A 24,571-nucleotide genomic window follows, 5' to 3' on the forward strand; every position below is an offset into this window, starting at 1 on the left:
GTGCCAAATGCCTAGTGCCCAGTGCCTTTTCTTCACGCCGTCGCGCCCGCCGTCACTTCCTGTTCTTCCTTCAGGTCCGTGATCAGCACATCCGTCGTCAGCATCAGGCCCGCCACCGACGCGGCATTGATCAGCGCGGTCTTCGCAACCAGCGCGGGGTCGATGATGCCGTCCTTGACAAGGTCGGTGTATTCGCCCGTTGCGGAGTTGAAGCCGAACGAGTTGCCACCCTTGCCGCCATCCTTAATCTTCTCGACGACGAGGTCGCCATCGAAGCCGGCGTTCTCCGCGATCTGCTTGGCGCAGGCCTCGACCGCGTTGGCGACGATGTCGAAGCCGAGCTTCTCGTCACCCTTCGCCTTTCCGGCGGCCTTCAGAATCGCATCCTGCGTGCGAAGCAGCGCAACGCCGCCGCCGGGCACATAGCCCTCTTTTGCCGCCGCACGGGTCGCGTGCAACGCATCGTCCACGAGATCCTTGGTGGACTTCATGGCGATCTCCGTCGCGCCGCCCACGTTGATCATCGCCACGCCGCTCGTCAACTTGGCGAGACGCTCCATCAGCTTCTCACGGTCGTAGTCGCTGGTGGACTTCTCGTGCTGCGCCTTGATCTGGTTCGCACGCGCCGTGATGTCGGCCTTCTTGCCGGCGCCCTCGATGATCGTCGTGTCGTCCTTCGTGATGACGAGCTTCTTGGCGCGACCGAGCTCCGAGAGCTCGATGCTCTCGATCGAGCGGCCCAGGTCTTCCGCGATGAACGTGCCGCCGGTGAGAGTGGCGATATCGCCCATCATGGCCTTGCGCCGATCGCCGAATCCCGGCGCCTTGACGGCGCAGATCTTGAGCGTGCCGCGCAAACGGTTGACGACGAGCGTCGCGAGCGCCTCGTTCTCGACTTCCTCCGCGATGAGGAGAATCGGCTTGCCCGTAGCGACGACCTTGTTCAGGAGCGGCAGCAGATCGGGCAGGTTGCTGATCTTCTTCTCGTAGAGCAGGATGTACGCGTCCTCGAGCACGCACTCGGCGGTCTTCGGGTCGGTCATGAAGTACGGCGACAGGTAGCCCTTATCGAACTGCATTCCCTCGACGTAGTCGAGCGTGGTCTCAGCGGTCTTGCCCTCTTCGATCTCAACAACGCCCTCGGCGCCGACGCGGTCGATCGCTTCGGCGATCAGATCACCGACCGCGGCATCGTGATTCGCTGAAACCGTCGCGATCTTCTTGTAGTCCTCGCGACCCTTGCACTTGATGGCCATGCCGTCGATGGCATCGGCCGCAGCCGCCGCGGCGTTGTTGATGCCGCGCTGCAGGTGCACCGGGTTCGCGCCGGCGGTCACGTGGCGCAGGCCCTCGGAGAAGATCGCCTGGGCGAGCACCGTCGCGGCGGTCGTGCCGTCGCCGGCCTTGTCGGCCGTCTTCTTCGCGACCTCGTTCACCATCTTCGCGCCCATCGACTGAAACGGCGCGGGGAGCGAGACTTCCTTCGAGACCGAGACGCCGTCCTTGGTGACGTGCGGGCCGCCGTAGGACTTCTCGATGACGACAAAGCGGCCCGAAGGACCCATCGTGCACTTGACCGCATCGGCGAGGGCATCAACGCCTTTCTTCATCTCGACGAGAGCGGAATCGGAGAACATCAACTGTTTCGTAGACATTGGATTCACCTCTGAGGCATCGGGCATCAGGCATCGGGCATCAGCCGAGCCTGCCGATCAATTCTGTTTTCCCTCAATGCTGCGGATAAGACCTTGAAGGATCTTTCCGCACTCATGAATTCGCTGATTCACTTCTTCGTGTGCCACCTGAGTGATGTAATTCAGGCGTAACGCGAAGAGGCACTGTGTGTCAATTTCGAAAAGCCCTCCCCGAGCGACTCGCAGAAATCGTAAATAGTCCTGCGTCGATCCGCGACCATATCCCTCCGCTATATTGCTCGCGACCGAAACCGAAGCTCGTCTCAACTGGCTCACTAGTCCGAAGCGCTCATGGTCGGGAAGCGAGGCCGCCAGCCGGTAGATCAACAAACCGAGATCCATGGCCTTTTGCCAAGCCACCAAGTCGCGATGTGAATTGATCTCACTCATGCTGATGCCTGATGCCCAACTCCTGATGCCTCCGGAACTAGCCCTCAATCACTCCCAGCAGTTCCGACTCCCGCAGGATCAGGTGCTTTTCACCCTTGATCTCGACTTCGGTGCCTGCGTACTTGCCGTAAACAACCGTGTCGCCCTTGCTCACGCTCATCTCGGCGCGCTTGCCGTTCTCGAGGCGCTTGCCGGGCCCCGTCGCCACGACGCTCCCCTTCACCGGCTTTTCCTTGGCGGTCTCGGGAAGGTAGATGCCCGAAGCGGTCTTGGTTTCGGCTTCGATCGGCTTGACGAGCACGCGGTCTTCGAGTGGTTTCACGGCCATTTCAGAATCTCCTTCAAGATGCTGCAATCGATTGATTGCGTCGTGTGCGAATGAATCGGGCTCGGCGCCCGCTTGCAAAATTTCCTATTCCGCTTTGGAAGCCTCCGAGGCTTTTTCGTGTTTGCGCGCCTTCACGAGTTCGGCGCGGATCGACTCGATCAGTTCCTGGTCCTTTGCCGGGTTCAGCTTCGTCGCGGCATATTCCGGCGTGCCTTCCTTGTGCATCTGGCCCCACACCGGCGCGAGCGGATCGGCATCGGTCTTTCGCCGCGGAAAAATGTGCCAGTGGATGTGGTGCACGACATTGCCGAGTGATTCACAGTTGAGCTTGTGTGGACGAAGCGCGTTGTGCACGGCTTCGGCAACCTGCGTCATCTCCTCGATGAAGCGGACCCGCGCGGCCCGCGCGAGCTGGTGCAGTTCCGTCGCCGGCGTCTTCGAAAGAAAGAGCGTGTAGCCCCGGAACTGCTGCGAATCGCCGAGCACGGCAAAGCCCGTGTCAAGCTCCGCGATGAAGCCGGGGTGCTTCCCGGCGCGGCACTCGGCCACGCGATTGCAGATCTCGCATTCTTGCTGGTGTCCTGCCATGTGTTTCCCCCGGCGCGCTAAGCCGCGTCGGACTTGCGGGGCTCCAGTGAAGGTGCGGGGCTGATGACGGTGGACGCGGGTAGAGCAGGCGATCTTTTCTCGCGGTACGCCATCACAAACTCAAACGCGATCGGCAGTACCGAGACCACGATGATCCCGAGAATTACCAGAGAGAAATTGTCCTTGACGATCGGCATGTTTCCGAAGGCGTAACCAGCGGCCACGCACACGCCGACCCACAGAAACGCGCCGGCAACATTGTAAAAAAAGAACTTCGAGTAGTTCATCGCGCCGGCTCCCGCAACGAACGGAACAAAGGTCCGGACGATCGGCACAAAGCGACCAATCACAACCGCCTTGCCGCCGTACTTCTCGTAGAACGCGTGCGCCTTGTCGAGGTGCTTGCGGTTCAGGAGTTTTTCGAGCAGAGACGGCCTGCGATCCGGATCGAGCTCCTTGCAAAAAACCCGCGGACCAATCCACTTTCCAGCCGCGTAGTTCACGGCATCACCCAGAATCGCCGCGAAGATGAGGAGCAACGACACGATCCAGACATTGAACGCGTGAGGCTGCGACGCCGCGAGCGCGCCCGCCGCAAAGAGCAGCGAATCGCCCGGCAGAAACGGCGTCACCACGAGTCCGGTTTCGGCGAAGACGATGGCGAAGAGGATCGCGTACACCCACGGGCCGTGCGAAGTCAGCAGCCCGGCGAGGGCCTGATCGATGTGGAGGATGTTGTGGATCAGTTCCTGCATGGAATCTCAAAATATTTTCTTGCATCAAGGCGTTCGCCGCTAATTGGTCCTCTCCACAGCCGACTCCAGACAGCATTCATGCCAAATACCGGGAATCTTGTCCAATTCGTACAGCACATCGCCGCCGTGATAAAAGCTGACTTCGATAACCACCGAATCTTGACCGGCATATCTGAGTTGCTCTTCCGTCACTGGGTGATGCAATTTCCAACTGTTCTTGAACTCCTCGAGTCGCTGCACAGCCGCGATTGAAACGCGCTCGCCCACTAAGAACCGATTCTGGTACGGCTGTGACTCATGCACAAGAATGTTTCCGATTAGAACCCCATCCCGCCCATGCCACCCATTCCACCCATACCGCCCATTCCCGGCATGCCGCCACCCATTCCGCCGCCGGCCGGCGCGGCTTCCTTGGGTTCGGGCTTGCTGGTGATGATGCAATCGGACGTCAGCAGCAGCGTCGCGACGCTGGCGGCGTTCTGCAGCGCCGAGCGATCGACCTTCGCGGGCGTAATCACGCCTTGGTCGATCAAGTCGCCGTACGTATCAGTGAGCGCGTTGTAGCCGAAGTTGTTGCCCTTGCCTTCGGCCACCTTCTGCACTACCACTGTTCCCTTCGCGCCCGCATTGTCGGCGATCGTCTGCAGAGGCAGCGCGAGCGCCGTGTACACGGTGCGGATTCCCGCGGCAAAGTCGAACGCGTAGCGGCCCATATCTTCGGACGACTTTTCATCGCCGCCCTTGCCGAAGAGCGCCTTGTACTCCTTCATGTCCTCGAGCGATTTGCGCGAGCGGATGAACGAGACGCCGCCACCGGGAACGATGCCCTCGGCGACCGCGGCACGGGTCGCGTGCAGCGCATCCTCGATGCGGGCCTTCTTTTCCTTGAGTTCGGCTTCGGATGCGGCGCCGACCTTGATCTGCGCGACGCCCCCGGCGAGCTTGGCGAGGCGCTCCTGGAGCTTCTCGCGGTCGTAATCGCTCGTGGTCTTTTCGATTTCCGCGCGGATCTGTGCGATGCGTGACTGGATGTCCTTCGTGTTGCCTGCCCCTTCGATGATCGTTGTGTTGTCCGCGTCGATCTCCACCTTCTTCGCCATGCCCAGCTGCTTGAGTTCCACCTTGTCGAGCTCGATGCCCAGGTCCTTCATGATCGGCGTCGCGCCGGTGAGGATGGCGATGTCCTCGAGCATTGCCTTGCGCCGGTCGCCGTAGCCCGGAGCCTTGACGGCGGCGACGTTGAGCGTGCCGCGCAGCTTGTTGATCACGAGTGTGGCGAGCGCCTCGCCCGTCACATCTTCCGCGATGATGAGCAGCGGCTTCTTCGAAGCCATCACTTTCTCGAGCAGCGGCACAAGCTTCGAGAGATTGTCGATCTTGTCCTCGTGGATGAGCACGAGCGCCTTGTCGAACTCGACCTTCATCGCGTCCGCGTCCGTGACGAAGTTCGGCGAGAGGAACCCGCGATCGAACTGCATGCCTTCGACGACCGTGACTTCGGTTTCGATGTTCTTGCCTTCTTCGACGGTGATGACGCCGTCCTTACCGACCTTCTCGAACGCATCGGCCATGATCTTGCCGACTTCCGCGTCGTTGTTCGCGGAGATGGTCGCGACATTCTGAATGTCGGCCTTGCCCTTGACGGGGGTCGCCATGTCGTCGATCGACCTCGTGACCTGTTCAACGGCGGCCTTCATGCCGCGGACGAGTGTGTTGGGCTCGACCCCTGCCGCGACGTGGCGCAGACCTTCGCGGAAGAGCGCTTCGGCGAGGACGGTCGCAGTCGTGGTGCCGTCGCCCGCATCATCGGAAGTCTTCGAGGCGGCCTGCTTGACCAGCATCGCGCCCATGTTCTCCGCCTTGTCCTTCAACTCGATCTCTTCCGCCACCGAGACACCGTCCTTGGTGACAGTCGGGCCGCCCCAGGACTTGTCCAGCACGGCGTTGCGACCGCGGGGGCCGAGGGTGGCCTTCACGGCCTTGGCGAGCTTCTCGACACCGGCGAGAAGGGACTGACGGGCATCCACATCGAAGGAAAGTTCTTTGGCGGCCATCTCGAGAGATCTCCCTGTTTGGTCCGGGGCCGAAGACAGGGCCCGGAATCTGGTTCGGTCAGTAGGCAATCCGGGCGGGGACGCCGCCGGACGCTGCTTGGCTAGGGCAAGACCTGTGCCAGCCGCCTATCGGACACGAGCGGCGAAATGGGGGTGTGTTCGGGTGGCCTGCGGATCGAACCGAGGATTCGTTGCCACTCGATGCCTTCGGGGCTTTCGGGGGCTGCCAGTTCGGCAGGCTCGAATCAGCCTGTCGGAATGCCGAAGGCGTAAGCCCACCACGCGGCGGTCTCGCGGCAAATCCAGAAAGGGGTTCCAGAACGTGGTTGGCCTTGACGTGCAGGAACCGTGATCATCTCCAGCCCCTCACGATCTGAGAGCATCTTGATCCGAGGCAGGTGATAGAAGTCGCTGACGGCTAGCAGAGAGGTCCACCCACGTTCCGCGGCGAGAGCTTGCACGTTTTTTAGCGAGGCTCGAGTGTTCAGCCCAGACTCATCAAGCACGCACGCGCTCGAGGGCACGCCTTCCGTAATTGCAAGGGCTCTCATCGCCTGCGGCTCTGAAGTTGCACCCTCACCGGGGCCCCCGGAGAAGACGATCGCGTGCACAAGTCTCTGTTTATATAAGTGGCACGCCGTGCGAACCCGATCGGCGACAACGTCTGAAACGCGTCCGTCGGCATAGACCTTTGCGCCGAACACAACAGCGGCATCAGCAGGACGCCGGTAGTCCGTCAGGCCGAATGTCCACATCAGAGTCGCCGGAAAAAGTGCGAAACAAGCCAGAGCGAGCGGAGCGACCCACCGAGCGGAACCAGCCCAAGGCCGGGAGCGCTGCGACGCGCCGATCATCACGATGACCGCGAAAACGATCGCGGAAAGCGGGATGGGTCCGAAACTTGCAAAGTTGCCGCGGAATGCAAGGGCGAAGAAGCGCGCGGTGTCGATCAATGAAATCAGGCCGACCGCACCGATGACGAGGGGGACGAGAAAGCCCCATCGCGGCGGCACTCGCTCGATTCCGATTGCAACGAGTGTGCCGCCCCCGGCGACGAACAGAAAATACTTGAGCGGACCGAGCGGCCTCAAATCCAGAATCCAAAGAGATGGATCCCACCCGAAAAGCGACGCGGGCAGGCTGGCGAGCAGCACCAACCCGATCGTCAATCCAAAGGCTCTGGCCACGGGTCGAATCATGGTTGCTCCCGGCACGCTCTGGTCGGACCCGATATTATCGAATCAATGACTGCGCCTTCGACACTCCACCTTGCGACGACAGACCTTTCGAGCTATCTCCCGATCCTGCTCATCATTCTGATGGCGGTTTCGTTCGGCGCGATCAACGTGATCGGTTCGCTGGTTCTTGGACCACGGCGCGAAGGGCGCGTGAAAGCGCAGTCGTACGAGTCGGGCATGAACCCCGTCGGCACAGCCCGCAAGCGTTTTAACGTGCGGTTTTATCTGATCGCGATGGTTTTCCTGGTCTTCGACGTCGAGATCGTCTTCCTCTACCCGTGGGCGACGACTTTTCCGAATATTGCGCCGATGTCGAACGAGGGACTGATCTGGCTCGGAAGAATCTTTTTCTTTCTGCTGACCACGGTCGTGGCATACATCTATGGCTATCGCAAGGGCGTTTTCCGCTTTGATTGAGGCGGAAAAAGCGAACCTTCTCCCAGTCCGGTATTTGGTCATGGCTCGCGGCGCGAGTCCCAAATCTCTGCGCAAGGGACTGTAACTCGACGGCGCATTCGGGCGCATTCGCGCAATCGTCGCACCCGCCGCTCGCTCTTTTCCACCTCCGCGAGAACAGGGGAAGATTCTCCGATGAACCCTTTGCAACCCCGCTGGAGGAGAGTCCGCGAGGGCGTGGCACGGAGCAGAGAAAGATATGACGATCGACGTAGAAAGGCTCAAAGCCCAACTCGACGCGACCGTGCTCGCCGGCAGCGTCAGCGCGGCGTTTCAGCCGATCGTGGACCTCAAGTCCGCACAGATCGCCGGTTTCGAGACCCTCACGAGACTTTCCGACTCCAGCGAATTCAAATCACCCGCCGAATTGTTCGACGCCGCGGAAAAGGCGGGCGAGCTCTGGAACATCGAAGAAGTCACGCGCCGGGTTTCACTCGCAGCGGCATCGCGCTGGCCCACCGGTTCGAAACTCTTCCTGAATACGACTCCGCAGGTGTTCTCGGATCCGCGCTTCTGCGCGGAGCTTGTCAAGGCCGTGCGAGCCACGCCCGGCCTGTCACCCACGCGCATCGTGCTGGAGATCACCGAACGATCGGCGCACCATCACGACAACTCACTCGATGAACAGGTGCGGATGGTCAAGGCGGCCGGCTTTGAAGTCGCGATCGACGACGTCGGCGCCGGAACCAGCGGGCTGAACCGCATGATGGCGCTCCGCCCGCACTGGCTCAAACTCGACCGGGAATTGATCGAGAACATCGCGCACGACCGGGTACGCCAGAATCTGATCCGTTTCTTCCTTCGCTTCGCGACGCTCAGTGGAGTGCGCCTCATCGCCGAAGGAATCGAACAGGAATCCGAACTCGCCACGCTCATGGAGCTCGGCGTCGTCTACGGCCAGGGCTACTTTCTCGCTCGCCCCGGTTCTCGCGATCAGCAACTGCGCCAGGAGGTGCGTGATTTCATCCGAGCGCACCGCATCGGCGGCATCTCGGGTTCGCACCGTGACCCGCGCATCACCAACGTCGGCCGCTACGCGCGTGCCGCGACGGTCGTCGATGGCAAGTGCAGGGTGATCGATGTGGCGTCGGACATCATGCGCAATCCGGCGATCTCGGGAGTGCTGGTAACCGAGGCGGGCAGGCCGGCGGGCTGGTGCGAACGCGAAGCGCTGCTCCGCCATGCCGCCGACGACCTGTTCGGCCAGAGAATGGAGTTCATCGTTCGCCCCGGCGTGGTCTGCGCCGCGCCCGATACGTCCATCCCGGACGCGCTCGAACTGGCTTCCGGGCGCGAGGAGCGCTGCGTGGGCCTGCCGCTCATCGTCGCTGACGACAACGAAATCATCGGGATCCTTTCGATCGGAGATCTGCTGCACGCCGCGGCGGACCTGTCGAGAGAAACCAGGCTTCGGATCGCGCCGCTGACCGGCCTTCCCGGTCGGGTGCTCGCCGACGAACACTTGCAGTCGATCTTCAATCGCTCGCCGAGTGGTCTCAACGCAAGAGCCGTCTCCAAGTCGTACGACGCGGCACTCTTCAACATCCGCGGATTCTCGCGGTATAACGAGGCGATGGGTTACGAACTCGGCGACGAACTTCTCAAGAGAGTCGCCGAGCAGTTCCGAACGAGCGCGCGCTCCAATCGCCCCGATATCTTCTTTGCACATGTCGGAAACGACCGGTTTCTGGCGACCGCTCCCGAAGGATCTCTCCGCGCGCCCATCGAACGGTTCCTCATCGAATTCGATGAGCGCGAGTGCACCATCGCCGCAGGTCGCGCGGGTGCTCTCACGCCGAAGTTGCGTGTCACGCTCGCTCCGGGCGCAAGCCGGTGGGTTTCGAGCCCGCAGTCGCTCTATCGCCTCTTTGATCAAGGGCGATTGAAAGCCGGGCCGGAGCGCTCGGGAAGCGAGCTCGAAATCGTCGCCGAACAGGTCGAGTCAACCCGCCTTCGGGCCTCGGCCTGACGGATTCCTGCAACTCCATCCGGGCGACCGGCGTAGCCTCTGGGCATGGATCGCGCGGGCACGGTCACGGCGGCACCCATGCAGCACGCACAGTGGAGCCGCAGGCTCCAAGGGCTTGCGCTTGCCTTGCTCTGCGCAGCCCCGCTTCTGTTCGGCGCCTTTTTGACCCCTGCTCCGCAGGGGCACGGGACCCATGAGGCCCTCGGTCTGCCGCCTTGCGGTTTCCTGCTCGCCTTCGGCCGACCGTGCATGACTTGCGGCATGACCACGGCGGTGACACTGGCGGCGCACGGGCACTTTTTGCAGTCGTTCCGAACGCAACCTGCCGGAGCGCTCGCCGCGATTGTGCTAGCATCGGGGGTGTGGTTCGGGCTGCACGCTGCCGCGACCGGGATCAGCCTGAAACCCGGGTTGGATGCCCTCGTGCGGCCCCGAGTGCTCTGGATCGCGGGCATTGTGCTGCTCGCGGCATGGGCGTACAAGATCGCGGTGTTCTAGCAACAGAAGGGCTTCAGCGGATGTCCGGAGCGCGTCGGCGACACATGCGAAATCTTCTCGGTGGGTTCACGCTGGCGAGCGCGTTCGCGGTGCTCGGCGGCTGCGCGATTCCCGCGCTCATCGGTGGCATGGCCGAGTCGTACAAGAAATCTTCTACGCACGAAGTCAAGCCGGAAACCAATGTTCTTGAAGGCAAGTCGTTTGCAGTGCTGGTCACCGCCGACCGCTCGATCGAAGAGACGGCACCGGGATTGAGCGCGACGCTCGTCTCACGCATTACTCAGGCGCTGGCGAACCCGGCCAACGACGCGGGCACGACCGGCGTCGTTCCGCCGTCGATGGTGATTCAGTACATGTACGACCACCCGGGGTGGCGGGCCAAATCGATGGAAGACCTTGCCAAGGAGCTCGGTGGCGTTCAGCGTCTGGTCTTTGTCGAAGTATCCGAGTTTCGCACGAGCGAACCCGGAAACAAGTATCTGTACGACGGTGTTGCCGCGGGCTCGGTCGCCGTCGTCGAGGCCGACTCGAATCTCGCGGACTACTACACCTTTGAGCGGACAATCCTCGTCAAGTATCCGGACCAGCAAGGACACCGAACCGAAGAGATTCCGGTCGCGGCGGTGCGGACGGAATTGATGCGCCGGTTTGTGGACCGGGTGGTGTGGCCCTTCATCACGCACCAGGAACCGTACTACCCGAAGTACTAATCGAATGCCAATGTCTTTTTCAATTGTGATTCGGAACGCGGCTCGCTTTGCGGCCTGTGTGCTGCTGATCTCGAGCGCGGGTTGCAATATCGTCGGGCCCGCCTACTACTTCATCCACGGACCCGAGAAAACGCCCGCGGCGTTCACGCTCGACCCCAAACGCTCAACGGTCGTTTTCGTCGATGACCAGAACAGCATTCTGCCTCGCCGTTCGCTGCGGATGGAGATCGCCGCCGCGGCAACCCAGACGATCCAGACGGAAAAACTGGTGGAAGACATGATCGACAGCCGCGGCGCCATCGTCGCGGCGACGCGCGATCGCGACAGCGAACCGATGAGCGTCGTCGCCGTCGGGCGCGCCGTGAAGGCCCAAGTCGTCATCTATGTCACGATCGATGCGTTTTCGCTCTCGTCGGGCGGCGTCGCCTACGCCCCGACAGCACGCGTCCGTGTCAAGGTGATGGACGCAGAGAACGATCACCGGCTCTGGCCCGACCCGAATCTGACGGAAGGCGCTCCTCTCAACATCAACATGCACGAAAAGCCCGGGGCGCGCCCTCAGAGCGCTGCGCAGGTGGCTCAGGCGGAGAACGAACTCGCCCGCGAGACGGGCGTCGCCGTGGGCGAGCTTTTCTTCGAGCACGAGTCGAAGCGTCCCAACCGAAAGTGATGGACTCCGGCGAGATTCACATCGTGAGCGCGTGGGGAGAGGTCGGATTGCTTCGCGGCGCGACCGACGCCGCGATACTCGCGTGCGTGGAACGGATTCGCACGCGGAGCAACGGTGCGGATCGAGTCCTGTTGATCGCCGGCGAACACGGTGAGCGCCGTGCCGCGGCTCTCGGGCTTCGAACTCCGCTGGTCGCGCCACCCTCCTGCCTTCGGAACCGGAATATCCGCGACGGGCTTCGCCGCGTGCTGTCTCGCATGCAACGCCCAGAGCGGCTGGTGTGCTGGGACGATGCGCTTTTCCCAAGGCTGAAGAACTCAACCGTGTCGATCTGGGGTGCCGCGCTCGAAATCGTCGACGGCAGGAAATTTGATATTCCCGTCCGGCGCGTGCCCGCGTCAACCCGCGAATCGATCCGCTCCGCACTCGGTATCGGCGACTCCGAACACGCCTTGATTCTCGCGTCTGATCCACCCGATTCTCTGAGTGCGCACGATTTCGTTCGAGCCAGCGCGCTGGTCGGGCTGGTCGGGCGAAAGGTTGTCGCGATCGTGCCGCGGCAGACTCAGGAAATGGAGCGTGCCAAGGCAACGCTTCGATCGACGGGCGTCGCGGTGCGACTGGTCACCTGCGAGGCGCCGATCTGGACGCTTCTGCCCTGCGCCGATGCCGTTGTCTTGAATGTGCGCGAAGGCTCCGCGCCGCGGCACGTGCCGCTCCACTCGCAGCGATGGATGGCGGAGACCTGTGCGCTGCTGGGAATCCCGGTTGTGTGGGACGAGGGAGCCGGGTCGGCGCGGCTCGAGCGATTTATCCTGCGCCCGCGCTCGAGGCTCGCCGTGCATGTTGCCCGAGCGATCAACGAGCATTTCCTCTCTTCCGGCGAGCGGCTCGCCGAGCCGTCCGATCAGCGCGACGAGGTCTTGGCGTGAATCACCCCGAACACCGAGCCGATGATGCAAAAACCGGCGTTCTTTTCGTTTGCCTCGGGAATATCTGCCGCAGCCCGCTCGCCAAGGGATTGTTCCAGCAACTGGTGCGAGAGCGGAATCTCACGCACCGCTTCGACATCGACTCGTGCGGCACGGGCGGCTGGCACGCGGGCAACGGAGCCGATCCGCGCACGGTGCAGATCGCCGCGTTTCACGGGCTGGAGTTCGAGCACTCGGCGCGCAAGCTCGATCCCCGACGCGATTTCGATCGCTTCCATTACTTGCTCGCGATGGACCTCGACAACAAGGCGGGATTGATTCACGCCGGCGCTCCGGCGCACAAGGTCCACTTGATGCGATCGTTCGATCCGGCGCTCAAGGGCGAACCCGAGCACCGGCTCGTCGTCCCCGACCCGTACTACGGCGGAAGCGAGGGCTTCGAGAAGATGTACGTGATGCTCAAGGCGGCGTGCGAGGGATTACTCGAACACACTCAATCGAAGCGAACAAAGTAGAAAAAAGCTCATTTCGCTCAGGCGTTCGTGACCGACCGGGATCGGCCCGAGCGCCAAAGGAGTACCGCACCAGCGAAAAGCGCGGCCGCCGTCACGCCGTGCACTGCAGCGTACGAAAACATCACGGTCGCGTGCACCTTCGATCGCTTCTCGACATTCTGTTCGAGCGCTTTCTCACCTGCCTCGGTGATTTCGTTCCGGCTCTTCAGAGGTTCGGTGACCGCGCGGAAAGCCGCCATGTCCGACCGCGAGGCATCGAGCCCGCCCGAGATGCACCAGACCATGCCCAGCACGTGAACCAGACCGAAGATCGCGAGACACACTGCGATGACCTTGGAACCGCTCATCAACAATTCTCGCGCAATCAGATCTCGAGCAGCAGCCGCTGCGGATCCTCGATGTTCTGCTTGATCCGCACCAGGAACTGCACGGCCTCGGCGCCGTCGATGATGCGGTGGTCGTAGCTGAGCGCGAGGTACATCATCGGGCGGATCGCGACCTGCCCGCTGCCGACAGGAAACTCCGCGGGCCGGCTCTTGATGGCGTGCATCCCGAGAATCGCCGATTGCGGCGCGTTGAGGATCGGCGTGCTGAGCAAACTGCCGAAGACGCCTCCGTTGGTGATCGTGAACGTGCCGCCCTGCATCTCGTCGAAGCCGAGCTTGCCGTCGCGCCCGCGCACGGCGAGGTCCTTGATCCTCGACTCGATCTGCGCCATCGACTTGGTCTCGCACTGGCGCAGCACCGGAACGACCAACCCCTTCGGCGTGCTCACCGCGACTGCAATGTCGCATGTCGCGTGCTTCTCGATGAGCATCTGCCCGCCTTCTTCGACGATGTAGGCGTTCACCATCGGGAAGGCCTTGAGCGCGCTGACCGTCGCCTTGACGAAAAAGCCCATGAATCCGAGGCCGATCCCGTGCTTCTTCTCGAAATCTTCCTTGTAGCTCTTGCGCAGGTCCATCACCGCGCCCATATCCACTTCGTTGAAAGTCGTGAGCATCGCCGCGGCGTGCTGCGCCTGCACCAACCTCTGCGCGATGCGTTGACGGAGCGGCGTCATCTTCTCTCGCGTTGCGCCCGCGCCGGGTGCCGAAGCGGATGAGATAGCGGGCGCGGCAGGTTTCGACGCCCCCACTGAAATTGATCCCCCCGAGCCGCGCGCCTGCACGAACGCGAGCACATCCTGTTCGCGGATACGACCCGCGCCTCCGGTGCCGGTCAGCTTCGAGAGATCGACGTTGTGCTCCGCGGCAAGTTTTTTCGCGAGTGGCGTCGCGAACACTTCGTGGCCCGCGCTGCCGTTTGAGATCGGAGGCGCGGTGGGCGGAGACGCGGGGACCGAAGGCGCCGCGGGCCTAGCCGCGGGCGCTGGCGCGACCGCAACCGGTGCCGCGGTCTTGGGAGCCGGCGACTCGGCCTTTGCAGAAGCTTGAGAAGCGGCCGGTGCAGCCTTGCTCGCGCCGCCGGCAGCCCCCGCCTCAATCGAACCGATCACCTGGCCGACATCGACCGTGTCGCCCTCGTTCGCCGAACGCTTGAGCACGCCCGCCTCGGGCGCGAGGATCGGCATCGTCACCTTGTCGGTCTCGAGATCGAGCAATTCCTCATCGCGATTGACGAAGTCGCCGTCTTTTTTGTGCCACTTCGAGATCACGCCGGTGGTGATGGATTCCGCGATGCTCGGGACGGTGATGTTGGTGGGCATAGGTTGAAGGCTGAGTTTGGTTCGGGTCCGTCTTTTCTATCGACCGTTCATCGGCGCGAGGGCACCGCATCCTGCTTGTTTCCCTTGGCGGGTTTGGCCTCAGGGGAGGCGTTGCCCGGCGCGGCGGCCTTGGGCGGCGCTTTGCCGACCGCTTCCTCGAGAATGTCTTCCTGCTCGTGCTTGTGCATGTGCTTGCTGCCGACCGCCGGGCTCGCGCTCGCGGGCCTGCCGATGTAGCCGAGCTCGATGCCGAGCGTGCTCTGCACCATGTCGCGCACGAACAGATACGCGCCCATGTTGCGGGGCTCCTCCTGCACCCAAACCTTCTTCGCCGTCTTGGGGTAGCGATCGAAGATCGCTTTGAGCATCTGCGAGTGCAGCGGGTAGAACTGCTCGACGCGCACGATTGCGATCGAGTTCTTCGCAAGTTCGTCGCGGCGTTCGGCGAGTTCCCAATAGAGCTTGCCAGAGCACACGAGCACCGTCGCCACCCCCTTGCGGTCGGCGGTCTTCGAGTCGCCGTCGAAACGCGGATCGTCGATCACCTCGCGGAAAGAGCCCTTCTCGAATTCGGAGAACTCGCTCGTTTCTTTCCGAAGCAGGCTCTTCGGAGTCATCACGATCAGCGGCTTGCGGAAGTTGCGCCGAACCTGCCGGCGCAGCGCGTGGAAGATCTGCGAGGACGTGCTGGGGTAGATCACCTGCATGTTGTCGTCGGCGCAGAGTTGCAGGAAGCGCTCCAGGCGCGCCGACGAGTGCTCCGGCCCCGCGCCTTCGTAGCCGTGAGGCAAGAGCAGCACCAGACCCGACCAGCGATCCCACTTTTGCTCCGAGCACGACAGGTACTGATCGATGATCACTTGCGCCCCGTTCACAAAGTCACCGAACTGCCCTTCCCAGCAGACGAGCATGTTCGGATCGGAAAGCGAATAGCCGTAGTCAAAGCCCATCACGCTCACTTCGGAGAGCGGGCTGTCGTACACGCACAGCTTCGCCTGGCGGGGCTTGCCGTCGGAGCCCTTTGCGCCGATCTCGCGCCCTGTGCCCGGTTCGCCCACTTCGCGGATGTTGTTAAGCGGCGTGAAGGGCTTTCCGCTTTCGGCGTCGCGCAGGACCGCGTGACGCTGGGTGAACGTGCCGCGCCGGCAATCCTGACCGGAAAGCCGCACCGGGATGCCGTCAATTAGGAGCGTGCCGAACGCGAGCACTTCCGCATCGGCGTAACTCACGCGTCCCTTTTTCGGCAGCTCGGCGCGCTGCTGCAGCAGGCCCTTGAGTTTGGAATTGACGTTGAATCCTTCGGGCGTTCGGCCGAGTGCGGCGCAAACTTCCTCGAGCCGTTCGAGCGAGACGCCGGTTTCGATCGGCTCGTGCGAATACTCGGCTCCCATCCCCTTCCAGCGAGCCGAACCCGGGTCGATCGTTGGATCGTGAGGCTTTGCTTTCGCGGCACGCTGCGCTTCTTCCAGCGCATTCTCGAGCTGCGTATTGATCGCCTCGAAGTCTTCCTTGGAAACCGTCCCGTCGGTCAGCAGCGTTTGCGAATAGGTCGTGAGAACGCTCGGCCTTGCCTTGATCATCCCCGCCAGAATCGGCTGGGTGAAGCTCTGCTCGTCCTGCTCGTTGTGCCCGTACTTGCGATAGCAGAACATGTCGACAAACACGTCCTTGCGGAAGGTCTGGCGATACTCCGCGACGAGTTCCGCCACCGTCAGCATCGCGTCCGGGTCTTCTCCGTTCACGTGGAAGATCGGGCAATCAAAAGCCTTGGCGATATCCGTGCAGTAGCGCGTCGAGCGTGCGTCCTGCGGCACCGTCGTAAACCCGATCAGGTTGTTGATGACGATGTGAACCGTGCCGCCGGTGGTGTACCCCTCGAGCTGCGAGAAGTTCAGGCATTCGGCGACCATTCCCTGGCCCGCGATCGCGGCATCGCCATGAATCAACAAAGGCAGAACCTTGCGGCGCTCGGTATCTCCCTTGAGGCGCTGCTTCGCACGCGTCCGTCCTTCCACCACCGGGTTCACCGATTCGAGATGGCTGGGGTTGCTCGCCATCGCAAGGTGCAGTTGACGCCCGCTCGGAAACTTGCGCGTCCCCGAGTAGCCCCGGTGATATTTCACGTCGCCGCCGCCGTCCGCGAAGCCCTCTTCCCAGTTGTCTTCGAATTCGGTGAAGATCTGCTGGTAGGTCTTCCCCATGATCGTGTTGAGCACGTTGAGACGGCCCCGGTGCGCCATGCCGATCACAACTTCCTCGACTCCGGCGGTCGTGGCGTGCTCGAGCATTCGGTCCATCATGGGGATAAGCGACTCCGCGCCCTCGAGGCTGAATCGCTTCTCGGTCGGATAGCGCTTGGCGGCGAAGCGCTCGAAACCCTCGGACTTGCTGAGCAACTCGAGGATGCGCAGCTTTTCCGGGCGTGAGGGCTCTCGTTTGCCCCGCTTGGCTTCGAATTTTCGCAGGAACCATTCGCGCTCGCGCAGATCCTGAATGTGGACGAACTCAAGGCCGATCGTGCCGCAGTAGGTGGCCTCGAGATAAGCCACCAGTTCGCCGAGCGTCGAAGTCGAGCCCTCGACGCCGACCAGTGAAACATCAACGCTGTGCCCGAGGTCGGTCTCGCTCAACCCGTGGAACGCCAGATTGAGGGCGTCGGGACGGGGCTCCGATCGACCGAACGGATCGAGCTTTGCCGCGAAATGACCGAGCTTGCGGTACGCCGCGATCAGGGCGTCCACCGCGGCCTGAAACCGCGAGGCCTCACCCGAAATCGGAATGCGCGTGCCGGAGCTGATCAGCATCGCGCCCTCGGGAGCGCCGGCCAGCTCAAAGCCCATGAAGAACGATCGCATATCAGCGGGAACGCTGTTCGGATCGGCCTTGTACTGCTCGTACTGTGCTTCCAAATACGGTCCCTGCCAGCCGTTCACCGACGGGGAGGAAGCGATCGATTGTCCTGTCATGTCCTTGGCGGTCATCCGGTCGTGTCCGGCCATTGCCGGACCCTCCGCAGCGGCTCACAGCAGCCGACCATTCCCTTGGCCGACCGCGCGAGCACGCGGCGGGCAATGGTAGGTTTGGGGTCGGGGTAGTTTCCCGTGTTTCGGCGGTCCGCGGAAGGCTTAGCCGAACCGCCCGGTCACGTAATCCTCGGTTTCTCGAAGCCGGGGCAACTGGAAAATATCCGCGGTCCGTCCGTACTCGACCAGCCTTCCAAGATACATGAACGCCGTGTAGTCGCTCACTCGGGCCGCCTGCTGCATGTTGTGCGTGACGATGAGGACCGTGTAGCGTTTCCCAATTTCCAGGATGAGTTCTTCGATCCGGAGAGTGGCGATCGGGTCGAGCGCCGAGCAAGGCTCGTCGAGCAGAAGCACTTGCGGCTCACATACGATCGCTCGCGCGATGCAGAGACGCTGCTGCTGCCCGCCGGAGAGCCCCATCGCCGACGACTTCAGACGGTCTTTCACTTCATCCCACAGCGCGGCTTGTTTGAGCGCTTTCTCGCAGGCCTGTTCGAGCACTGACTTGCGCCGCTCGCCGGAGATTCGCAGCGCGTACACGACGTTCTCGAAGATCGAGATCGGGAACGGATTGGGCTTCTGAAAAACCATCCCGAGGCGCTTGCGGAGCGAGATCACGTCGACGCCGCGACCGTACACGTCTTCTCCCCGGAGCGTGATCGAACCCGATGTGCGCACGCCGTCCACCAGATCGTTCAGACGATTCACCGAGCGCAGCAGCGTGGACTTGCCGCACCCGCTGGGTCCGATGATCGAGGTGATTTTGCCATCGGCGATCGGCATGTTGATGCCATGGAGCGCCTTGTTGTGCCCGTACCAGAGCTGAAAATCACGGACTTCGAGAACCGCGGGCACCCCCATCACCGACTCGTGGCGGCGCGGCTCCGGCGTCTCCCCCCGCTTGATCGCATCGATCACCGGGTACTGGCCTGCTCCACTCGCCGCGGGCCCGACAACAGGGCGTTTGCGCGCCGGTAATTCCACCATCGGCGGCTCCGGCTGCGGCTTGGGGCTGGGAGGCGACTGGGTCATGGGAAGGGACGCGGGCATGCAAGGGTCATCCAGACAGTAAGCGGGCCGCTACACACCAACTCGAAAACGCGCGTGACGCGAGGCAACTAGGCGGATCGAAAGATTGACCACGAACAACATGAACAAGAGGACGAGAATACCGGCCCACGCCAATCGTTTCTGCTCCGGATATGGTCCGGTGGCGTAGGTGTAGATCTGGAGCGTCAGCGACGGAAACGGTTCTGCCGGGTTGTGCGTGAGCAACCGGCTTCCAAGCGCGGTGAATAGCAGCGGCGCCGTCTCACCCGCGATACGACCCATCGCGAGCATGATCCCCGTGGCAACGCCTCCGAACGCGCCTGGAAGAACAACGCGGAAAATCGTCTGCGCACGCGTTGCGCCGAGCGCCAGCGAGCCCTCGCGGAACGTCTTGGGAACGAGCCGCAGCATTTCTTCGGTCGTGCGCGCCACGATCGGGATCATGATGAACGCGAGCGCCGCTGCGCCCGCGTATCCGCTGAACGAAACCGAACTCTGGGTCCAGCGCGAAACCGGAACGACCACGAGCTCGTAGCCGAGAATTCCGACCACGATGCTCGGGACGCCGGCAAGAACATCGGCGATGAACCGTAGCGGATTGGTGACAACGTGTTCGCCCGGATACTCCGACAGATAGATCCCCGCGAGTACGCCGATCGGGACACCGACCGCGGACGCGAGCGCGACGAGGATGATCGTTCCGTCAATCGCATGGCGCATGCCGCCGGGGTGCGCCACATCGCCCGTCGGCACCGAAGTCAGGAACTCCCACGAGAGCGATGCGACGCCGATCCAGACGAGATAGCCGATCACCAGCAGCAGAATCGCGACAATGAGCGCCGCGCCGCCGGCGCACAGCCCGAACATGATCGAGCTGATCGAGCGCCTTCGGAATTCCGCGAACGAGCCGGGCAAAGCGGTTCTCCTAGTGGCTGCCGGTCGGTGAGATGCCGCCGACAACGAGCCGGCGTGCAACGACATTGAAAACCAGAGACATGGTGAGCAGAATCAGCGCGACGTACAGAAGCGCCGCGCGATGCAGCCCCTCCGACGCCTCGGCAAATTCGTTTGCCAGCACGCTCGCCATCGTCTGCGCCGGCGCGAACGGCGAAGGCGAGATCTGGCTGTTGTTGCCGATCACCATCGTGACCGCCATGGTCTCTCCCGCCGCACGCGCAAGCCCCAGCATGATCGCGCCGAGCAATCCGCTCCGCCCGTACCGCAGCATCGCGACGCAGCTCTGCCACCACGTCGCGCCCAGAGCGAGCGTCCCCTCGATCTGCGTACGCGGCACCGACTTCAGCACATCGCGACTCACCGATGTGATGATCGGGAGGATCATGATCGCAAGAATCAGGCTGCCGGTGAACAGATCGCGCCCGGTCAGAGGAATCGGACGCTCAATGTTCCGACCAGCGACGGTCACCGTCTCGTAGAACATCCATCGAAACCCCGGGATCGGTTCGAGCACGCGCTGCAGAAACGGCCCCACGTATTTCTGAAAGAGCGGCGCGAGAACGAACAGCGCCCAGATTCCAAACGCAAGACTCGGGACCGCCGCAAGAAACTCGATCAGAAACGATGCCGCGCCCGCGATTCGCAGTTTCGGAGCGACGCGAACCAGGAAAATCGCGGCGCTCAAGCTGATCGGCACAGCGATCACGAGCGCGATCACCGAACTCACCGCCGTGCCCCAGATCACCGGCAACGCCCCGAACGCCGGCGCGAGCGTCTCCATCACGGGCTCGCCGTCGATGAGAACGACCTGCCCGGTCGCATCACGCATCGGCCGCTCGAGTTCGTTCACCCGCCACTCGGTCGAAACCAGAAACCCGAAGCCGAATTGCCGGATCGCGGGCCAGGCCGAGTGAACCAGCACGGCGATCAGTGAAATCAGCATGAGAAACACGATCGCCGCGCTCAGGCGGCAGGCCCACCCCAGCGCTGCGTCACCCAAATGTGCGCTCCGTGCGACTCCGGTCTGCCCGCCACTCCCGGGCGGCGCCGACATCGCTTCGCGCGACCACCCTTTCGGGCGGTCGGCGGGCGTTGCAACGGCGTGGGTCGTCATGGGTGGATGCGGAGCACCAACATTCAGGGCTGAACCAGAACCGGCTTGCCGTCGTGCGTCACGGAATTGAGCGCGCCGAGCGCCGCCGACCGGACTTTCTCGCTAAGCGGCGAGTAGTACATCGCCTCGGACAATTTCTGCCCCGGCCCGAGCGTCCAGCGCAAATAACCCAGCAGCGCCTCGGCCTCTGCCTGTGTTTTGATGTTCTCAAGGTGCTTGTACAGCACGATGTAGGTGAAAGCGCTGATCGGGTACGCCTTTTCGCCGGGTGCATTCCACGCATCCGCCCGCAGAATATCGCCCCTCAATTCGCCGGAGGTCTCGTCTCCCGCGGCGGAAACAGATTCCGCGTTCGCGAGCACGAACTTGCCGACTTTGTTCTGCACGGCCCCGAACGAAATCTTGTTCGCAATCGCGTAGTTGTGTTCGATGTAGCCGATCGAACCCACGGTCTGCTGGATGACGGCCGCAACACCCTCATTTCCTTTGCCGCCCTGACCCAGCGGCCATTTCACCTGCTTGCCGACCCCGATCTCCGCTTTGAACACCGGACTCTGTGTTCCAAGATAGCTCGTGAACACATGCGTCGTTCCGCTTCCATCCGTGCGAAACGCCGGCGTAATCGGAGTCTTGGGCAGCTTGACATCGGGGTTCAGTTTTTGAAGCTGCGCGTCGTCCCACGAGCTGATCCGCCCCAGGTAGATATCCACGAGTACCGCGCCGGTGAAATGAAGTGGTTCTTTCACTCCCGGAAGGTTGTACGCCGGAACGACCGCTCCGAGCGTCGCGGGGAATTGCACCACGGCATCGGTCCCGCCCATCGCCGCGATTTCCTTCTCGTTCAAAGGCGCGTCGGTGGCGCCAAAGGCCACGGTTTTGTCGGCGAGTGCTTTCACGCCCCCGCCGGATCCGATGCTTCGGTAGTCGATCTTGACGCTCGGATGCGCTCGTTGATACTCCGACACCCACCGTGTGTATAGCGGTGCCGGAAACGTGGCGCCCGCGCCGCTCAGGCGGATTTCTCCCGGGTAGGACGCGACCGAAAATCCGCCAATCGCGATCGAGGCGACGGCTCCGATGAGTCCTGATTTCATGGCGCTCCTTGCCGCGAATTCAGATTCACGGCAGGGAAACTGTACCGACGGGCATTGATCCCCGGCGGGCATTCACGTTAAGAATCCGCGAAGACCCGACCCGCCACCGTCCTCACTTCGAGCCGGATTCGGTCCCAAGAATCAGCGGGAGCAGATCGGCATTCGGCAGATTGAGCGCCCCCGCGAGGGCCGCCGCAGCGGTCGATTCCGCCGCGTCTCGGCTCCGTGCGAGCTCGAGCACCCGGCGAACCTGACGCTCTTCAAGCTGATTCCCGAAACGCTTCGCGCTTGTCGAAACCTGATTGAGCAGCATGACCCGCTCGGAACCCGAGGTGGCAACCGCGGCGTCCATCAGCGCGACCTGCGCTCGTTGCTGCGGGATCAACGCGAGCACCTCGGCCACATCCTGGCGAGTCGCGCCGGTCGTCTCGCCCAGCGACTTGATCAGAGGCAGCACCGACTCCTCCACCGGCAGAATCGGGTTTCGTGTCAAAGCGAGGTCGCGCAGAGTACCGAGCGAGCGGACCGCGTAGTCTCGCGCCTCGTCGGTTCCGATCGGACCTCCGGATGCCGCGAGCACCAGATCTGCCGCCGACTTCGAAATCGCTTCCGGCGAAATGGCAAGCGGACGAACCGCGACGCTCGTTTCAGTCTCGTAGCGCCGGCGCAGCTCCGGATAGGCCTCGGGAATGGTCAAGGCGAGAATCGGAGTCGCCGCGGTGCGCGAAGTCCCGCGCACTTCGGTGATCAACTGCGGAAAGTCCGCGGGATTCGGATCGATGGCGACGATCAGGTCGACCGCCGGAACTTCCGCAATCGGCCCTTCGAGTTCGGCCATCGTCGCGCCGCGGGCGAGGACGGTGTAGCCGTCGCTCTCGAGGATCTTGCGGATCGCCTGGTACTGCTCGATGTCGCGGGCGAGAATCGCCGCGTACTTGCTCGAAGCCTCACGGACCGCCGCGGCAAGCGTCGGGACGACGCGGTCGCTGCCGGAGAACCCGTTCGACGGCTGCGAACTGCCGATCGCAAGCGACGATTCATACTGAACGCGCCGATTCGGATACGTCAAAGCTTCGACGAGCGGCTGACGCGCCGCACCCGAAACTCCGTATGCGCCGGACTCAACCAGCGCCTTGCTCCCCGCCGTCTGCTCGATCGCCGAGATCGACTTGCGCGCAAGCAACGTGTCCTTCGCGTCGATCGCCCGGGCCAGCACCGCCTGCATCGGCCCGGCGCCCGCCGTCACGGCGAAATACATGGCGTCGCGACGATCGCTCGGATACGCCGGGTTGTCGTAGTTCTTCGGCTGCTGGATCTCACGCCGGAGGTTCGAAGCGAGCCAGATCGCGAGCGCTTCGCGGCTCGTGGCGTCGATCTCGAGCGCCCGCTCGGCCAGACGCATCGCCATCGCCTCGTGGTAGACACTCGAGCGAATCCCCGTCATGGTGAGTCCCATGCCCGGCTGGAAGTGCCACAAAAGCTGGTACTCCTCGCCCGGGAAACTAGTCACGTCGCGCGTCTGGTTGTAATACCGGTTGGCCAACTGAATGTACAACTCCGCCACGCTCGCGCCGGCCGAACCCGAATCGATGCGGTTCATCGCACGCTCGGCCGCGGCCTTCACATTCGAAACCGAAGAGGTCATCCGCACGTCCGCGAGGAACGGCAGCGCCGAGCGATGCCCGATCAGCCCCAGCACGTCTGCCAACCGCTCCTGCATCGCCGGGTCGCCGCCGATCATGGCGGTCGCCAGCGGAATCACCGACTGGCTCCCGATATCGACGAGCACGCGCTGTGCTTCCGATCGAAGTGCGGGATTGTCACGATCCATCAGCGCCGTCAATAGCTGCGGCACCGCATACTCGCCCGCCGCCTTGAGTCGAGCCGAAGCCCGCACTCGCCCCTGAACCGTACCGGTCAGCTTCGCGATGTTCTCGGCGATCTCGTTCGGATCGCGCGCCGCTTCCAGCCTTCCGGTCTCGTACAACTTGTACATCGCGCCCGCGAGAGGCTCGAGATCCGCGACCCGCATCGCGCGCCCCACCGTCTCGTCGAACCGCGTCGTCTCACCCGTCGAGTCAACCAGCTTCACGAAGTCCTTCGGTTGAAGATTCCGCGAGAGCAACTCGCGCCCGACGCTCCCCGCCACGTCGTAACGCGCAATCCGTGTGAAGTGAATGAAGTCCTTGAGCAGATCGCCGTCGGTCGCGGCCTTGATTCCCTGATCGGTCTTCAACTCCGGCGCGACCGCCTGGCGCGCATCGGCGTCGCTCATTGCGAATGCGCTCGCAGCCAGCATCAGTGCGGCAAGAAGTCCAGACTTGTTCACGCGTCGGTAGGAAGAGCGGGTCATCTCGCGGTAATCCTCTTAACTGTCAGCCTCATGTATTCGGAAGTTGCGGCAGCGCCGGCTTCACGCGTCCTGCGATCCATCCCCCACTCCCCCACTCCCAACGTCTCAAAAAGCTCAACTCGAACAACTCAACTGCGACCTTCCAGCGAATTCCACTTGCCGCGCCCGACCGAGTTCTCGGTCGGATAGGGGCCGATTCGGAGCGCATCAGAAGCGGTTGCATCCGCTCCGGAACGCGATCCGGACGCATCCGGCGTCCGTGGGACCGAGAGGATAGCCAATCTACGTTCTGCCGTCCCCCTCCGCAAGCCGTCCTAAACAGCGCACCTTGCCAAGCCGGCCTATCCGGCTCTCCCAAGCCCTGATAACGCCGTGGCCATGGGGAAATCCGCTTTTCTTGCCTGCCGAGCATCCTCCTGGGTGAATCGCCCCTCAGGCTTGGCCGATTTGTTGTCGTCCACCGGTTGCCGGA

General features: G+C 62.8%; 22 protein-coding genes. 7 read left to right on the forward strand and 15 right to left on the reverse strand.

Annotated elements, in window-relative coordinates:
- Nucleotides 1–32: 32 nt before the first annotated feature.
- The 7 genes from groL (KF691_09525) to KF691_09555 form a co-directional block, all read right to left on the reverse strand.
- Nucleotides 33–1,655 (reverse strand): chaperonin GroEL, encoded by a 1,623-nt coding sequence (gene groL, locus KF691_09525; protein MBX3389679.1) that lies wholly within the window; start codon nucleotides 1,653–1,655, stop codon nucleotides 33–35.
- 57 nt (nucleotides 1,656–1,712) lie between these two features.
- Entirely contained in the window at nucleotides 1,713–2,084 is a 372-nt protein-coding gene (locus KF691_09530) for a four helix bundle protein (protein MBX3389680.1), read from the reverse strand.
- Between the two features lie 37 nt (nucleotides 2,085–2,121).
- Nucleotides 2,122–2,412, reverse strand: a complete 291-nt coding sequence (groES, locus tag KF691_09535) for a co-chaperone GroES (protein MBX3389681.1) — start codon at nucleotides 2,410–2,412, stop codon at nucleotides 2,122–2,124.
- 84 nt (nucleotides 2,413–2,496) lie between these two features.
- The gene (locus KF691_09540) at nucleotides 2,497–3,000 is read right to left on the reverse strand and encodes an HIT family protein (GenBank protein ID MBX3389682.1); all 504 of its coding nucleotides are present in this window, start codon (nucleotides 2,998–3,000) and stop codon (nucleotides 2,497–2,499) included.
- 17 nt (nucleotides 3,001–3,017) lie between these two features.
- A complete protein-coding gene (locus KF691_09545) occupies nucleotides 3,018–3,755 on the reverse strand; it encodes a DedA family protein (protein ID MBX3389683.1) in 738 nt (245 codons plus the stop codon).
- A gap of 317 nt (nucleotides 3,756–4,072) precedes the next feature.
- Entirely contained in the window at nucleotides 4,073–5,809 is a 1,737-nt protein-coding gene (groL, locus tag KF691_09550) for a chaperonin GroEL (GenBank protein MBX3389684.1), read from the reverse strand.
- A gap of 245 nt (nucleotides 5,810–6,054) precedes the next feature.
- Nucleotides 6,055–7,008 carry a YdcF family protein gene (locus KF691_09555; GenBank protein MBX3389685.1) on the reverse strand — a complete coding sequence of 318 codons (954 nt, stop codon included), beginning with the start codon at nucleotides 7,006–7,008 and terminating at the stop codon, nucleotides 6,055–6,057.
- Between the two features lie 45 nt (nucleotides 7,009–7,053).
- Between KF691_09555 and ndhC the strand changes: the two genes are divergently transcribed.
- The 7 genes from ndhC (at nucleotide 7,054) to KF691_09590 (ending at nucleotide 12,797) form a co-directional block, all read left to right on the forward strand.
- On the forward strand, nucleotides 7,054–7,464 hold the full coding sequence (ndhC, locus tag KF691_09560; protein MBX3389686.1) for an NADH-quinone oxidoreductase subunit A: 411 nt from the start codon (nucleotides 7,054–7,056) through the stop codon (nucleotides 7,462–7,464).
- A gap of 238 nt (nucleotides 7,465–7,702) precedes the next feature.
- Nucleotides 7,703–9,472, forward strand: a complete 1,770-nt coding sequence (locus KF691_09565; GenBank protein ID MBX3389687.1) for an EAL domain-containing protein — start codon at nucleotides 7,703–7,705, stop codon at nucleotides 9,470–9,472.
- 45 nt (nucleotides 9,473–9,517) lie between these two features.
- The gene (locus KF691_09570) at nucleotides 9,518–9,970 is read left to right on the forward strand and encodes a DUF2752 domain-containing protein (protein ID MBX3389688.1); all 453 of its coding nucleotides are present in this window, start codon (nucleotides 9,518–9,520) and stop codon (nucleotides 9,968–9,970) included.
- 44 nt (nucleotides 9,971–10,014) lie between these two features.
- The gene (locus tag KF691_09575; protein ID MBX3389689.1) at nucleotides 10,015–10,680 is read left to right on the forward strand and encodes a hypothetical protein; all 666 of its coding nucleotides are present in this window, start codon (nucleotides 10,015–10,017) and stop codon (nucleotides 10,678–10,680) included.
- 10 nt (nucleotides 10,681–10,690) lie between these two features.
- On the forward strand, nucleotides 10,691–11,350 hold the full coding sequence (locus tag KF691_09580) for a hypothetical protein (protein MBX3389690.1): 660 nt from the start codon (nucleotides 10,691–10,693) through the stop codon (nucleotides 11,348–11,350).
- Nucleotides 11,350–12,282: a hypothetical protein gene (locus tag KF691_09585; GenBank protein MBX3389691.1), complete on the forward strand. Its 933-nt coding sequence runs from the start codon at nucleotides 11,350–11,352 to the stop codon at nucleotides 12,280–12,282. The genes KF691_09580 and KF691_09585 overlap by 1 nt, the downstream gene beginning before the upstream one ends.
- Nucleotides 12,279–12,797 (forward strand): low molecular weight phosphotyrosine protein phosphatase, encoded by a 519-nt coding sequence (locus KF691_09590; GenBank protein ID MBX3389692.1) that lies wholly within the window; start codon nucleotides 12,279–12,281, stop codon nucleotides 12,795–12,797. The genes KF691_09585 and KF691_09590 overlap by 4 nt, the downstream gene beginning before the upstream one ends.
- Before the next feature lie 17 nt (nucleotides 12,798–12,814).
- On the opposite strand, the gene KF691_09595 is transcribed toward KF691_09590, so the two are convergent.
- From KF691_09595 to KF691_09630, 8 genes are all read right to left on the reverse strand, one after another.
- Complete coding sequence (locus KF691_09595) at nucleotides 12,815–13,144, reverse strand: hypothetical protein (GenBank protein ID MBX3389693.1); 330 nt, start codon at nucleotides 13,142–13,144, stop codon at nucleotides 12,815–12,817.
- Nucleotides 13,145–13,161: 17 nt separating this feature from the next.
- Nucleotides 13,162–14,505: a 2-oxoglutarate dehydrogenase complex dihydrolipoyllysine-residue succinyltransferase gene (gene odhB, locus KF691_09600; GenBank protein MBX3389694.1), complete on the reverse strand. Its 1,344-nt coding sequence runs from the start codon at nucleotides 14,503–14,505 to the stop codon at nucleotides 13,162–13,164.
- Nucleotides 14,506–14,552: 47 nt separating this feature from the next.
- A complete protein-coding gene (locus tag KF691_09605) occupies nucleotides 14,553–17,504 on the reverse strand; it encodes a 2-oxoglutarate dehydrogenase E1 component (GenBank protein ID MBX3389695.1) in 2,952 nt (983 codons plus the stop codon).
- A 126-nt stretch (nucleotides 17,505–17,630) separates the two neighbouring features.
- Nucleotides 17,631–18,392 (reverse strand): phosphate ABC transporter ATP-binding protein, encoded by a 762-nt coding sequence (gene pstB / locus KF691_09610; protein MBX3389696.1) that lies wholly within the window; start codon nucleotides 18,390–18,392, stop codon nucleotides 17,631–17,633.
- A 219-nt stretch (nucleotides 18,393–18,611) separates the two neighbouring features.
- A complete protein-coding gene (gene pstA, locus KF691_09615) occupies nucleotides 18,612–19,496 on the reverse strand; it encodes a phosphate ABC transporter permease PstA (GenBank protein ID MBX3389697.1) in 885 nt (294 codons plus the stop codon).
- 10 nt (nucleotides 19,497–19,506) lie between these two features.
- On the reverse strand, nucleotides 19,507–20,652 hold the full coding sequence (pstC, locus tag KF691_09620) for a phosphate ABC transporter permease subunit PstC (GenBank protein ID MBX3389698.1): 1,146 nt from the start codon (nucleotides 20,650–20,652) through the stop codon (nucleotides 19,507–19,509).
- Nucleotides 20,653–20,675: 23 nt separating this feature from the next.
- Nucleotides 20,676–21,746, reverse strand: coding sequence for a phosphate ABC transporter substrate-binding protein PstS (gene pstS, locus KF691_09625; GenBank protein MBX3389699.1), 1,071 nt, complete (start codon nucleotides 21,744–21,746; stop codon nucleotides 20,676–20,678).
- Between the two features lie 112 nt (nucleotides 21,747–21,858).
- Nucleotides 21,859–24,099, reverse strand: coding sequence for a HEAT repeat domain-containing protein (locus KF691_09630; protein MBX3389700.1), 2,241 nt, complete (start codon nucleotides 24,097–24,099; stop codon nucleotides 21,859–21,861).
- Between the last annotated feature and the right edge of the window lie 472 nt (nucleotides 24,100–24,571).

Source organism: Phycisphaeraceae bacterium, from assembly GCA_019636555.1.
Taxonomy (GTDB): Bacteria; Planctomycetota; Phycisphaerae; order Phycisphaerales; family UBA1924; genus JAFEBO01.